The organism is Streptomyces sp. NPDC054956, from assembly GCF_053609185.1.
Window position 1 is genome coordinate 1 of record NZ_JBSGXB010000227.1, and the last position, 12,640, is coordinate 12,640.

At 73.6% G+C, this 12,640-nt stretch carries 11 protein-coding genes; 7 read left to right on the forward strand and 4 right to left on the reverse strand.

What is annotated here, in order from left to right:
* Positions 1–250: 250 nt before the first annotated feature.
* The 3 genes from ACWGDE_RS27915 to ACWGDE_RS27925 all read right to left on the reverse strand — a co-directional run bounded on the left by ACWGDE_RS27915 (position 251) and on the right by ACWGDE_RS27925 (position 3,438).
* Positions 251–949 (reverse strand): gamma-glutamyl-gamma-aminobutyrate hydrolase family protein, encoded by a 699-nt coding sequence (locus ACWGDE_RS27915; RefSeq protein ID WP_453391794.1) that lies wholly within the window; start codon positions 947–949, stop codon positions 251–253.
* A 40-nt stretch (positions 950–989) separates the two neighbouring features.
* A complete protein-coding gene (gene eat, locus ACWGDE_RS27920; protein WP_453391795.1) occupies positions 990–2,477 on the reverse strand; it encodes an ethanolamine permease in 1,488 nt (495 codons plus the stop codon).
* Positions 2,478–2,691: 214 nt separating this feature from the next.
* Positions 2,692–3,438 (reverse strand): FadR/GntR family transcriptional regulator, encoded by a 747-nt coding sequence (locus ACWGDE_RS27925; protein WP_453391796.1) that lies wholly within the window; start codon positions 3,436–3,438, stop codon positions 2,692–2,694.
* A 77-nt stretch (positions 3,439–3,515) separates the two neighbouring features.
* Between ACWGDE_RS27925 and ACWGDE_RS27930 the strand changes: the two genes are divergently transcribed.
* The 4 genes from ACWGDE_RS27930 to ACWGDE_RS27945 all read left to right on the forward strand — a co-directional run bounded on the left by ACWGDE_RS27930 (position 3,516) and on the right by ACWGDE_RS27945 (position 8,487).
* Entirely contained in the window at positions 3,516–4,895 is a 1,380-nt protein-coding gene (locus tag ACWGDE_RS27930; RefSeq protein WP_453391797.1) for a glutamine synthetase family protein, read from the forward strand.
* A 63-nt stretch (positions 4,896–4,958) separates the two neighbouring features.
* The gene (locus ACWGDE_RS27935; RefSeq protein WP_453391798.1) at positions 4,959–6,338 is read left to right on the forward strand and encodes an aldehyde dehydrogenase family protein; all 1,380 of its coding nucleotides are present in this window, start codon (positions 4,959–4,961) and stop codon (positions 6,336–6,338) included.
* Between the two features lie 3 nt (positions 6,339–6,341).
* On the forward strand, positions 6,342–7,127 hold the full coding sequence (locus ACWGDE_RS27940) for a 3-oxoacyl-ACP reductase (RefSeq protein ID WP_214948109.1): 786 nt from the start codon (positions 6,342–6,344) through the stop codon (positions 7,125–7,127).
* A 79-nt stretch (positions 7,128–7,206) separates the two neighbouring features.
* Positions 7,207–8,487, forward strand: a complete 1,281-nt coding sequence (locus ACWGDE_RS27945) for a haloacid dehalogenase-like hydrolase (protein WP_453391799.1) — start codon at positions 7,207–7,209, stop codon at positions 8,485–8,487.
* 42 nt (positions 8,488–8,529) lie between these two features.
* Here the strand turns inward: ACWGDE_RS27945 and ACWGDE_RS27950 are convergent, their stop codons facing one another.
* Positions 8,530–9,732, reverse strand: coding sequence for an amino acid deaminase/aldolase (locus ACWGDE_RS27950; RefSeq protein WP_453391800.1), 1,203 nt, complete (start codon positions 9,730–9,732; stop codon positions 8,530–8,532).
* Positions 9,733–9,918: 186 nt separating this feature from the next.
* Between ACWGDE_RS27950 and ACWGDE_RS27955 the strand changes: the two genes are divergently transcribed.
* The 3 genes from ACWGDE_RS27955 to ACWGDE_RS27965 are packed head-to-tail and all read left to right on the forward strand — an operon-like array spanning position 9,919 to position 12,613.
* On the forward strand, positions 9,919–10,692 hold the full coding sequence (locus ACWGDE_RS27955; RefSeq protein ID WP_453391801.1) for a hypothetical protein: 774 nt from the start codon (positions 9,919–9,921) through the stop codon (positions 10,690–10,692).
* A complete protein-coding gene (mycP, locus tag ACWGDE_RS27960; protein ID WP_453391802.1) occupies positions 10,689–11,870 on the forward strand; it encodes a type VII secretion-associated serine protease mycosin in 1,182 nt (393 codons plus the stop codon). Before ACWGDE_RS27955 ends, mycP begins: the two co-directional genes overlap by 4 nt.
* A gap of 2 nt (positions 11,871–11,872) precedes the next feature.
* Entirely contained in the window at positions 11,873–12,613 is a 741-nt protein-coding gene (locus tag ACWGDE_RS27965) for an SseB family protein (RefSeq protein ID WP_453391803.1), read from the forward strand.
* Positions 12,614–12,640 lie beyond the last annotated feature (27 nt).

Below are 12,640 nucleotides of genomic sequence, written 5' to 3' on the forward strand. Positions count from 1 at the left end.
GGGGCTTGGTTACGGGCTCCGCCCGAGACCCCGTGCGTCAAGCGCCGGCGGGGCTTGGTTACGGGCTCCGCCCCGGCCCCGCGCCTCAAACGCCGGCGGGGCTTGGTTACGGGCTCCGCCCGGGACCCCGTGCGTCAAGAGCCGGTGCGGCTGGATTGCGGGCTCCGCCCCGGACCCCGTGCCTCAAGCGCCGGCGGGGTGGGGTGAGCCGGGCTGCGCCCGGGGGCGGGTGCGGGGTGGAAGGTCCGGGTCAGACCCGGGCCGGGGCGGAGGCCGCCGCGATGAGGGCCGACATGACTCGGGTGTCCTTGTCGCGTTCCGGGTGCCATTGGACGCCCATCGCCCAGTGCGCGGGGTCGGCCAGCTCGATCGATTCCACCGTGCCGTCGGTGGCGTGGGACGAGGCCACCAGGCCGCGGCCCAGGCGGTCCGCGGCCTGGTGGTGGTAGGTCGGGACCTCCGACTCCTCCGGGACCAGCTCCGCGTACCGGGTGCCCGGCACCGGGCGGACCAGGTGCCAGGAGACGACCCCCGGAGACACGGCGTGGCCGTCGATGTGCTGGATCAGCGTCCCGCCCAGGGCCACGTTCAGCGCCTGCATCCCCCGGCAGATGCCGAGGAGGGGCGTGCGGGAGGACAGCGCCGCCGTGATGAGCGCCAGCTCCCACTCGTCGCGGACCGTCGCCGCCGGCCCCGTACGGGGATCGCGCGGGGCCCCGTACCGGGCCGGGTCCACGTCCGGGCCGCCCGCGACGACCAGGCCGTCCAGCCGGGCCAGCACCTCCGGCGCCGCTTCCGGGTCGTCCGGCGGGAGCAGCACGGCCGTGCCGCCCGCCGACTGGACGAGTTCGTAGTACCCGGTGGGGACGAGCGCCGTCGGGACGTTCCACACGCCGTAGCGGGTGGACTCCTCGACGTAGGTGGTGATGCCGATGAGCGGCCTGGGCACGGTGGATACCTCCAGGGAGAGGGGGAGGGGCAGGGCGGGGTCAGTCGCGGGAGAGCTCGGCCTCGGCTTCCGCCAGCGCCGCGAACTCCTCCTCCGGCGCGGAGGCCACCAGGTGGTGCCGACTGTAGAACGCGAAGTAGGCGAGGGCGACGGCATACACGGCGAGCGCTATGAAAGCCGCGTCCTTGTCCACCAGGAAGGTGGCGACCAGGGCCGAGAGGGCGAGTACGAAGGCCGCCGTGGAGGTCGCGATGCCGCCCGGGGTGCGGTACGGGCGCTCCAGACCGGGCTCGCGGCGCCGCAGCACGATGTGGGAGAGGGCCATCAGGGCGTAGCTGATGGTCGCGCCGAAGACCGCGATGTTCAGCATGCGCGGGCCGTTCCCGGTGGCGGCGGCGAGTGCGAAGCCGATCGCGCCGGGGATGAGCAGGCCGAGGTACGGGGCCTTGCGCCGGGAGGTCAGGGACAGGAAGCGGGGGAGGTAGCCCGCCCGGGAGAGGGCGAACAGCTGGCGCGAGCCGGCGTAGATGAGGGAGAAGAAGGAGGCGACGAGCCCGGCCAGGCCCGCGTAGTTGACGAAGGTCTTGAGCCAGGAGAGGCCGGAGTTGCCCTCCAGGGCCACGACCAGCGGGTTGCCCGCGTCCTTGATGGCATCGGCGCCGCGCGCGCCGGTCGACGCGAGGAAGGTGATGAGCGCGAGGAGGATCAGGATGCCCATGGAGATCGACAGGGCGCGGGGCATGGAGCGGACCGGGTCCTTGGCCTCCTCGGCGGCCAGCGGTACGCCCTCGACGCCGAGGAAGAACCACATGCCGAAGGGGAACGCGGCCCAGATGCCGAGGAATCCCAGCGGCAGCCACGAGCTCGCGCCGGCGGCGGTGGTGTCGACGGCGATGTTGTCGAGGTTGGCCGGGTCGAACTCGGTGAAGGCGCCGACGGCGAAGACGATCAGCGCGATCACGGCGATGGCGGTGACGACGAAGGAGAAGGTCAGGGCCTCGCCGACGCCCCACAGGTGGATGCCGATGAAGACGGCGAAGCAGGCGAGGTAGACCGGCCAGCCCGAGGTGAGGCCAAAGAGGTTCAGGGATTCGACGTAGTCGCCGATGAAGATGGCGATGGCGGCCGGGGCGAGTATGTACTCGATGAGGATCGCGGTGCCGGTGAGGAACCCGCCCCAGGTGCCGAGCGCCCGGCGGGCGAAGCCGTAGCCGCCGCCCGCGGTCGGCAGGATCGCGGAGAGTTCGGCCAGGGAGAAGACCAGGCACGCGTACATCGCGCCCATCAGGACGGTGGCGATGGCGAGACCGCCGAAACCGCCCTGGGCGAGGCCGACGTTCCAGCCCGAGAAGTCGCCCGAGACGACGTACGCGACGCCGAGGCCGGTCAGCAGCAGCCAGCCGGCGCTGCCGCGGCGCAGGGTGCGGCGCTCCAGGTAGCCGTCGCCGCCGTTCTCGGGGGCACCGTTCTCCGGGGACGTGGTGGGTTCGGGTACGGCTGTCAGCCGTGCGCCGGTGTCGTCGGCCATGTGCGCTCCTGCCTAGGGCAATGGTTGTGGGGCGTACCTTTGCTCTTCGGGAGTGGCGGGCGCAAGACCCCTGCGTTAAACGGGGGTTACGAAAACCTCTCCCCGCCCGCCCCTCCCTGCCCCGTCGCGCCCCGCCCCACCGAGCCCTCGCCCCACCGAGCCCTCGCCCCGTCGCACCCCCGCCCCGTCGCACCCCCGCCCCGCCGCGCCCCGCTCAGGCCAGGAACCCGCGCAGCAGCGCCGCCGTGCCGCAGCAGTGCTCGCGCATCACCTCGCGCGCCGCGTCCGCGTCCCGGTCCAGGACCGCCTCCACCAGCGTGCTGTGCTGCTGCTGGGAGTGCTCCAGGTTGCGCACCAGCAGCGGGATGCAGTCCAGCAGGTCGTTCACCGTCGCGCGGACGGCCGCGTACTGGGCCGTCAGGGTGGCGGATCCGGCGAGTTCGCACAGGGTGAGGTGGAAGAGGGTGTCCTGGCGCCGGTAGTCGGGGAGCGGGGCGTCGTGGGTGGCGGTCAGCGCGCCGAGCAGCCGGTCCGTGTCCGGCTCCGACAGTCCCTGGGAGGCGCACAGTCCGGCCGCGCCCACCTCCAGGACCTCGCGGAAGCGCAGGACGTCCTCGATGTCCACGCCCGCGACCCGCCGGCGCAGCTCCTCTTCGGTGCCCCCGGCCGGGGGGTCGGGGCGGGGCAGCACAAACGTTCCGCCGTACCGCCCGCGCCGGGCCTCCACCAGGCCCTGGTCCTGGAGCACCTTCAGTACCTCGCGGAGCGTCACCCGGCTGATCCCCATCCGCTCGGCCAACTCGCGCTCGGGCGGAAGCCGTTCCCCGCCCGGCACCAGTCCGAGCCGGACCACCTGGAGGATCTGCTCCAGCGCCTCCTCGAAACCGTTGCCCGCCCGTACCTGTCGCAGTACGGGATTGAGCCGCCGGGCGGCCTCGCCCTCGCTCGCCGTATCGGTCATCTCGCCTCCTCCCCTTCCCAAGCAATGGTTCTGTTCAATACCTTAGGCGCATTCGGCTCACCGAAGGAGAGATTCCCGTGGTAGACCGCAAGCCGCCGCTTTCGGCAGAAGAGCTCCGTGCTCTCGTCGCCAGCGGTGAGATCGACACAGTGGTCCTGGCCTTCCCCGACATGCAGGGGCGGCTCCAGGGCAAGCGGTTCGCCGCACAGTTCTTCCTCGACGAGGTCCTCGAGCACGGCACCGAGGGCTGCAACTACCTGCTCGCCGTCGACACCGACATGAACACCGTCGACGGATACGAGATGTCCTCCTGGGACCGGGGCTACGGCGACTTCGCCATGCACCCGGACCTCGCCACCCTGCGCCGGATCCCGTGGAACCCGGGCAGCGCCTTCCTCCTGGCGGACCTCGCCTGGAACGACGGCTCGCCGGTCGTCGCGGCGCCCCGGCAGATCCTGCGCCGCCAGCTGGAGCGCCTGGCCGCGCACGGCTACACGGCCATGGTCGGCACCGAGCTGGAGTTCATGGTCTTCCAGGACACCTACGAGCAGGCCTGGAACTCCAACTACCGCGGTCTGACCCCCGCGAACCAGTACAACATCGACTACTCCGTCCTCGGGACCGGCCGCATCGAACCCCTGCTGCGCCGCATCCGCAACGAGATGCAGGCGGCGGGCCTGATCGTCGAGTCGGCCAAGGGCGAGTGCAACCTCGGGCAGCACGAGATCGCCTTCCGCTACGACGAGGCGCTGACCACCTGCGACCAGCACGCCGTCTACAAGACCGGCGCGAAGGAGATCGCCGCCCAGGAGGGGGTCTCGCTCACCTTCATGGCCAAGTACGACGAGCGCGAGGGCAACTCCTGTCACATCCACCTCTCGCTCAACGATGCCGACGGACGCAACGCGATGGCCGGTGAGGGCCCGGACGCGCACGCCCACGGCGGTATGTCACCGGTGATGCGTCACTTCCTGGCCGGCCAGCTCGCCGCGCTGCGCGACTTCTCCCTTCTCTACGCCCCCAACATCAACTCGTACAAGCGTTTCAGGCCGGGCTCCTTCGCGCCGACCGCCGTTGCCTGGGGCGTGGACAACCGGACCTGCGCGCTCCGCGTGGTCGGTCACGGCCGCTCCATGCGCTTCGAGAACCGCCTCCCCGGCGGCGACGTCAATCCCCACCTCGCCGTCGCGGGCCTGGTCGCGGCCGGGATCTACGGCATCGAGAACCGTCTCGAACTGCCCGAGCCCTGCGCCGGCAACGCCTACACCGCCGACTTCGCGCACGTTCCCACCACCCTGCGCGAGGCCGCCGAGCTCTGGGAGAACAGCGAGATCGCCAAGGCCGCCTTCGGCCCCGAGGTCGTCGCCCACTACCGGAACATGGCCCGCGTCGAACTGGACGCGTACGACTCCGCGGTGACCGACTGGGAGCTGCGCCGCTCCTTCGAACGCCTGTAGGGCCCGCACCGCTTCACCGGAAGAACCGCACCCACCGCACCCGAACGTCTGAAAGGACACCACGTGTCCGACGCGCTGGCCCCCTTCAATCTGAACGTTTTGAATCCGGCCACCGAGGAACTCGTCGCCGTCGTCCCGGCCGCCACACGGGACGACGTCGACGCCGCCGTCGTACGGGCCGCCGCGGCCCAGCGGACCTGGTCGGCGGCCGCGCCCGCCGACCGGGCCAGGCTGCTGCGCCGCTTCGCCGCCGTCGTCGACGGGCACATCGAGGAACTCGCGCAGCTGGAGGTCCGCGAAGCGGGCCACACCATCGGCAACGCCCGCTGGGAAGCCGGCAACGTGCGCGACGTGCTCGACTTCGCCGCCGGGGGAGTCGAGCGGCTCTCCGGCCGGCAGATCCCCGTCGCCGGCGGCATCGACGTCACCTTCCTCGAACCCCTCGGCGTCATCGGCGTGATCGCCCCGTGGAACTTCCCCATGCCGATCGCCGCCTGGGGCCTGGCCCCGGCGCTCGCCGCCGGAAACGCGGTCATCCTCAAGCCCGCCGAGACCACCCCGCTCACCGCGCTGCGCCTGGCCGAACTCGCCCTGGAAGCCGGACTCCCCGAGCACCTCCTGCAGGTGCTGCCCGGCCACGGATCGGTCGCCGGCGACGCGCTCGTCGAGCACCCCGGCGTGGCCAAGATCGTCTTCACGGGTTCCACCCGGGTCGGCAAGCAGATCATGGCCAAGTGCGCCGACCGGGTGAAGCGGGTCACCCTCGAACTCGGCGGCAAGAACCCCAACATCGTCTTCGCGGACGCGGACCTGGAGGCCGCGGCCGCCGCCGCGCCGATGTCCTTCCTGGACAACACCGGTCAGGACTGCTGCGCCCGCACCCGGATCCTCGTCCAGCGGTCGGCCTACGACCGGTTCATGGAGCTGCTGGTCCCCGCGATCGAGAGCGTGGTCGTCGGGGACCCGAACGACGAGAAGACCCAGATGGGGCCGCTGATCTCGCGGGTGCAACTGGACCGCGTACGGTCCTACGTCACCGACGACCTGACCGTGATCCGCGGCACCGCCCCCGAGGGCCCCGGCTTCTGGTACCCCGCGACCGTGGTCACCGGCGTCGACCCCACCGCGCCGGTGGCCGCCGAGGAGGTCTTCGGACCCGTCGCCGTCGTCCTGCCCTTCGAGGACGAGGAGGACGCCGTACGCCTGGCCAACGCCACCGAGTACGGTCTCGCCGGCTCCCTGTGGACCCGCGACGTGGGCCGCGCGCTGCGCGTCTCGCGCGGCGTCGCCGCGGGCAACCTGTCGGTCAACTCCCACAGCAGCGTCCGCTACTGGACCCCCTTCGGGGGTTACAAGCAGTCCGGGCTGGGCCGCGAGCTCGGGCCCGACTCCCTCTCCGCTTTCACCGAGACCAAGAACGTCTTCATCAGCACGGAGGCCTGAAACATGTCCACTGAAGAGATCGTCTGCCGCCGCCTGGTCGGCCGTACCGCCGTCATCACCGGAGCCGGCAGCGGCATCGGCCTGGCCACCGCCCGCCGGCTCGCCTCCGAAGGCGCCAACGTCGTCTGCGCCGACATCGACGAGACCGCCGGCAAGGCCGCGGCCGAGGAGGTCGGCGGCACCTTCGTGAAGGTGGACGTCACCAGCCCGGAGGAGGTGGAGGCGCTCTTCAAGACCGCCTTCGACACCTACGGCTCCGTCGACATCGCCTTCAACAACGCGGGCATCTCGCCCCCGGACGACGACTCGATCCTCACCACCGGGCTGGAGGCCTGGAAGCGCGTCCAGGACGTCAACCTCACCTCCGTGTACCTGTGCTGCAAGGCCGCCCTGCCCTACATGCAGCGCCAGGGCCGCGGCTCCATCATCAACACCGCCTCCTTCGTGGCCATCATGGGCGCCGCCACCTCGCAGATCTCCTACACCGCCTCCAAGGGCGGCGTGCTCGCCATGTCCCGCGAGCTCGGCGTGCAGTTCGCCCGCGAGGGCATCCGCGTCAACGCCCTGTGCCCGGGGCCCGTCAACACCCCGCTGCTGCAGGAGCTGTTCGCCAAGGACCCGGAGCGCGCCGCCCGCCGGCTCGTGCACATCCCGCTGGGCCGGTTCGCCGAGCCCACCGAGATCGCCGCCGCCGTCGCCTTCCTGGCGAGCGACGACTCCTCCTTCGTCAACGCCTCCGACTTCCTGGTCGACGGCGGCATCTCCGGGGCCTACGTCACCCCCCTGTAGGCCGCACCGGTCAGCAGACTCCAGCCGGGCGCCGCGAGGTGCCCGGCTGGTTCCTTTCCCGATCTCATCGAGGAGCAGCATGCACGGAAGATGGGCGGCCCCCCTCGCCCTCATAGCGGTCACCGGCTCCGGACTCCTGCTGGCACCGCCGGCCCAGGCGGCCCGCCCCGGCGCCCACTGCACCACCCCCCGGCTCGCCGCAGGCTGGTACGGGGACAACCAGGCCCGGCTCCAGCAGCTGATCGACGAGTACGGCAGGTGCGGCCCGTACCGGCACGGCCGCACCAAGCCGGTGGCCGTCTTCGACTGGGACAACACCGTCGTCAAGAACGACGTCGGCGACGCGCAGATGTTCTGGCTGCTGCGCAACGGCAAGATCCGCCAGCCGGCCGGGGGCGACTGGACCACCACCAGCCGCTACCTCACCCCGGCCGCCGCCAAGGCCCTGGCCGACGCCTGCGGCGCCCTCGCCGCGCCCGGCGCCCCGCTGCCCACCGGCACCCCGCTGGGCGCGGGCTGCGCCGACGAGCTGAACGCCGTCTACGGCACCGCCGCCACCCGCTCGGCCGCCCCCGCCTTCGCCGGCTGGGACCGCCGTACGATCGAGCCCGCCTACGCCTGGCTGCCGCAGCTCATGCAGGGCTGGACCGCCCGCGAGGTACGGGGCTTCGCAGCCGCCGCCCGGACCGAGAACCTGGCCGCGCCCATCGGCGCCAAGCAGCAGGTCGGCACCTCCACCGCCACCGGCTGGGTGCGCTACTACGACCAGCAGAAGGACCTCATCGGCGGCCTGCAGAAGGCCGGCTTCGACGTCTGGATCAGCTCGGCCTCGCCGCAGCCGGTCGTCGAGGTGTGGGCCGACGGCGTGGGCATCGACGCGGACCACGTCATCGGCATCCGCAACACCACCGCCCGGGGCGGGAAGTTCACCTCCCACCTGCAGGGCTGCGGTTCCGTGAAGGACGGCGCCGACACGATGATCACGTACATCGACGGCAAGCGCTGCTGGATCAACAAGGAGATCTTCGGGGTCCGCGGCGCCGCCGCGGAGAAGGTCCAGCCGGCCGCCCGCCGCCAGGTGTTCGCCGCGGGCGACTCCGACACCGACGTCTCGTTCCTGCGGGACGCGACCGTGCTGCGGCTCGTCGTCAACCGCAACAAGAACGAGCTGATGTGCCGCGCCTACGACAACAGCGACGGCAAGTGGATCGTGAACCCGATGTTCATCGAGCCGAAGAAGCAGAAGGCCGCGCCGTACCCGTGCTCGACCTCCGGCTTCACCGGCCGCGACGGCACCCCGGGGCCCGTCCTGCGGGGCGACACGAGCGTCGTCCCCGACCAGACGGACACCGTCTTCTAGGACCGGCATCCGGTATCCGGCATCCGTCCGGCACCCGATGGCCTAGAGGAACGTGCGGCCCTCGCCCCGGTAGGTCGGGGCGGTGGCCGTCACCCGGTCGCCCTCCACGAGGTGCAGCTCGTCGAAGCGCTCGCACAGCTCGCCGGCCTTCGCGTGCCGGAACCAGACCCGGTCGCCGATCAGCAGGTCGTCGGCCGGGCTGCCGAGCAGCGGCGTCTGCACCTCGCCGGCCCCCTCCTGGGGGTCGTAGCGCAGTCCCTGGGGCAGGTACGGAACCGGCAGCCGGTCCGGACCGGGCGCGCCCGAGGCCGGGTACCCGCCGCCGAGCACCGTGACGACCCCGACACCGGGCCTGCGGACCACCGGCTGGGCGAAGAGCGCGGCCGGCCGGCCGCTGAACGAGGTGTAGTTGTCGAACAGGCGCGGTACGTAGAGCCCCGAACCGGCGGCGATCTCCGTGACCGCGTCCTCGGCCGCGGTCTCCGCGACGCTGCCCGTGCCGCCCCCGTTGACGAACTCCAGGTCCGGGACGACCGCGCGCACGGCCCGGACGGCCTCGGCCCGGCGGGCGGCCAGCTCCTTGCGGGCGGCGCTCTGCATCAGCCGGATGGCGCGCGAGCGCAGCGGACGCCCGGCGAGCGAGTCGCCGACCCCGGCCACGTGGCCCTCGTACCCCATCAGCCCGACGACGCGGAAGCCCGGCCGGGCGCTCACCGCGCGGGCCAGCTCGGCGAGCTGGGCCGGCTCGCGCAGCGGGGAGCGGCGGGCGCCGACCCGGACCCGGCCGCCGAAGAGCCGCAGCGCGGTGTCCAGTTCGAGGCAGACCCGGATCTCCTGCTCGCCGCCGTCGCGGGCCCGGTCGATGAGCTCCAGCTGCGCGACGTCGTCGATCATCACCGTGACCGCGCCGGCCAGCTTCGGATCGCCTGCGAGCTCGGCGAAGCCGGCCCGGTCGGCGGACGGGTAGGCGAGCAGCACGTCCTCGAAACCGGAGCGGGCCAGCCAGATCGACTCGCCGAGGGTGTACGACATGATCCCGGCGAATCCGGGCCGCGCCAGGACCCGTTCGAGCAGCACGCGGCACCGTACGGACTTGCTTGCCACGCGGATCGGCTTCCCCCCGGCCCGGCGCACGAGGTCGTCGGCGTTGGCGTCGAACGCGTCGAGATCCACGAGGGCGAGCGGGGCGTCGAGATGGGCGGTGGCCCGGTCGTAACGGGCCCGGTCGGCGGCGGGGGAGTTCATGGGCGGCAGCCTGCCAGATGGGTGTACCCGTGGGTAGGGGGTTCTTCGAGCACGGTCCGGACTCACGGCCCCCCGGAGGGGGCGCCGCCCCGCCCCGTGCGGGCCCTCCCGGGACGGCCGGGGCCCGCCCGCGGACGCGTAAAGTAGGGGCAGGCAGCCGGACGGAACGGGGGGCGGAGCCGCCGGATGAGTACGTCCACACCGCACAGCGAGGTCCTGACCGTGCCCGACCTGCCCCCGGCCCCGCCCCGGCGGCGGCCCGGACGGGTGCTCGCCGCCGCCGTCTGCGCCCTCCTCGGCCTCGGCCTCACCGGAGCCGCCGGCTACACCACGATCGCCGAACAGCGCGCAGCGCACCGGCCCGTGGCCGCCGACGCCGCCTACCGCAAGGCCGCCTCGCTCTGGCGGGCCGCCCCCGTCGACGCCCTCCTGCCGCCCGTCCTCGACGGGGCGGGCGCCGGGCCCGGCGGCGCCGACCGCACGTGGACCCGTATCGCGCTCGCCCCCGACGCCGAATGCTCCGCCGCGCTCGCCGCCGACTGGCAGGCCCTGCTCGCCCAGTCCGGCTGCACCCGCGTGCTCCGCGCCACCTACACCGACGCCACCCGCAGCTCGTTCGTCACCGTCGGCCTGGTCTTCGCCCCCGCCGACGCCCCGGCGCTGAGCGCCCTGCGCGGCCGGCTGACCGCCCCGCCCGGCTACGGCTTCCCCGACGACCGGCGCGCCGCCTGGACCGCCTCCGTGCTCACCGAGGCGCCCGTCGTCCTCTACGCCGTCTCCGCCTTCACCGACGGCCGCGTCCTGGACGCCCCCCGCCCCGCCGACGAGGCGATGCGCAAGGAAGCCACCGGACCCGCCGCCCAGGCCGGCATGGGCCACGAGGCCAAGGGCGTCGCCGACCGCGTCGGACAGGGCCTGCGGGCCCTCGCCGCCCCGCCCGCCCCGGAGCCCGCCCGATGAGCCGCCGCCGTCTCGTGCTGCCCGCCTTCGCCCTCGGCGTCCTGCTCGTTCCCGCCCTCGCGCCCCCGGCCGCCGCCGACGCCGTCCGCGACCGCCAGTGGGGCCTGACGGCCCTGCGCGCCGAGGAGGCCTGGGGCACCACCCGGGGCGACGGGATCACCGTCGCCGTCCTGGACACCGGGGTCGACTCGGCCCACCCCGACCTGGCCGGCCAGGTGCTCGAAGGCACCGACCTCGTCGGCATGGGCGCCGGCCGGGGCGATCGCACCTGGGCCCGGCACGGCACCGCCATGGCCGGGATCATCGCCGGGCACGGCCACGGCCCGGACCGCCGCCAGGGCGTCCTCGGCGTCGCGCCCCAGGCGAAGATCCTCCCGATCCGGGTGATCCTGGAGGAGGGCGACCCCGGCCGGACCAAGGCCCGCGACAGCAAGGGCGGGGCCCTCGCCGAGGGCATCCGCTGGGCCGCCGACCACGGTGCCGACGTGATCAACCTCTCCCTCGGCGACGACAGCAGCTCCGCGCACCACGAGGCCGGCGAGGACGAGGCCGTCCAGTACGCCCTCGCCAAGGGAGTCGTCGTCGTCGCCTCCGCGGGCAACGGCGGCGAACAGGGCGACCACGCCTCCTACCCGGCCGCCTACCCCGGGGTCATCGCCGTCACGGCCGTGGACCGCAAGGGGAAGAAGGCCGCCTTCTCCACCCGCAACTGGTACGCCACCGTCAGCGCCCCCGGGGTCGACATCGTCATCGCCGACCCCGACCGCTCCTACTACGAGGGCTGGGGCACGAGCGCGGCCTCCGCCTTCGTCTCCGGCGCCGTGGCCCTGGTCAAGTCCGCGCACCCCGCACTGTCCCCGGCCCAGATCAAGAAGCTGCTCGAGGACACCGCCTCCGACGCCCCCTCCGGCGGCCGCGACGACGCCCGCGGCTTCGGCCTGGTGGACCCGGTCGCCGCCCTGCAGGTGGCCGCGGCGATGACCGCCGAGCCCTCGCTGCCCACGCCCGCCGCCGCCCAGGGCACCTACTTCGGGCCCGGTCCCGAGCCGGTACGGGGCCCCGAGCGCCGGGCCCGCCTCGGCGCCCCGGTCGGCGCGGCCGCGGGGCTGGCGCTCCTCGTACTGGCCGGCGTACTGGCGCGGCGCCCCCGGGCCGCGCGGGGGGATAGGGTCGGGTAACTGTGGCGAACAAAAACATCCCTGACCCCGGCTTCTCCGACGACGACGGCTCCGCCGACCCGCGGCTGAGCGCGGCCCTGGCCGCCTGGGCCGAGGACAGAGCCGAGGAGCCGCGGGTGCTGGCCGCCCTCAAGGACGCCCGCCTGCTGGTGCCCGTCGTCGCCGTCCTCGGCGAGGTCGAGACCGACCCCGAGACCGGCCTCAAGCGCGAGAAGACCAGCGACATGGCCGTCCCCACCCTGCGGGCCGGCGACCGGCGGGCCCTGCCCGCCTTCACCTCGATCGCCTCGCTGGCCCTGTGGGACCCGGCCGCCCGCCCGGTGGCGGTCCCGCTGCACCAGGCCCTGGCCGCCGCCGCGCACGAGAAGGCCGACACGATCGTCCTCGACCTGTCCGGCCCGGTCACCTACCAGCTCACCGGCCCCGCCCTGCTCGCGCTGGCCGAGGGCCGCACCGACGCGGGCCCGCTCGCCGACCCCGCCGTGCGCGAGGCCGTACGGGCCGTCGTGGCCGCCGAGAGCGCCGTACTCGCGGCCCACCTGGGCCCGGGGAGCGCGGACGCGGACGGCACCCTGGCGATCGTGCTGGCGGCCGGCCCGCAGGTCCAGGCGGCGGCCCGGCGGGTCGCCGAGGCCCTGGCGGCCGACGAGACCCTGCGCGCCCGCCTCGTGGGCGGACTGGACCTGGCGCTGCTCCCGGAAGGGGCCCCGGCCCCGCCCGGGGAGCCGCTCTTCACGCGCTGAGGACACGGAGAAGGGGAGGACCCGGGC

Excerpts from the sequence above, each read along its gene's own strand:
- eat (WP_453391795.1), bottom strand. The coding sequence starts at position 2,477 with ATGGCCGACGACACCGGCGCACGGCTGACAGCCGTACCCGAACCCACC.
- ACWGDE_RS27925 (WP_453391796.1), bottom strand. The coding sequence starts at position 3,438 with ATGACCGATACGGCGAGCGAGGGCGAGGCCGCCCGGCGGCTCAATCCC.
- ACWGDE_RS27940 (WP_214948109.1), top strand. The coding sequence starts at position 6,342 with ATGTCCACTGAAGAGATCGTCTGCCGCCGCCTGGTCGGCCGTACCGCC.
- ACWGDE_RS27945 (WP_453391799.1), top strand. The coding sequence starts at position 7,207 with ATGCACGGAAGATGGGCGGCCCCCCTCGCCCTCATAGCGGTCACCGGC.
- ACWGDE_RS27950 (WP_453391800.1), bottom strand. The coding sequence starts at position 9,732 with ATGAACTCCCCCGCCGCCGACCGGGCCCGTTACGACCGGGCCACCGCC.
- ACWGDE_RS27955 (WP_453391801.1), top strand. The coding sequence starts at position 9,919 with ATGAGTACGTCCACACCGCACAGCGAGGTCCTGACCGTGCCCGACCTG.
- mycP (WP_453391802.1), top strand. The coding sequence starts at position 10,689 with ATGAGCCGCCGCCGTCTCGTGCTGCCCGCCTTCGCCCTCGGCGTCCTG.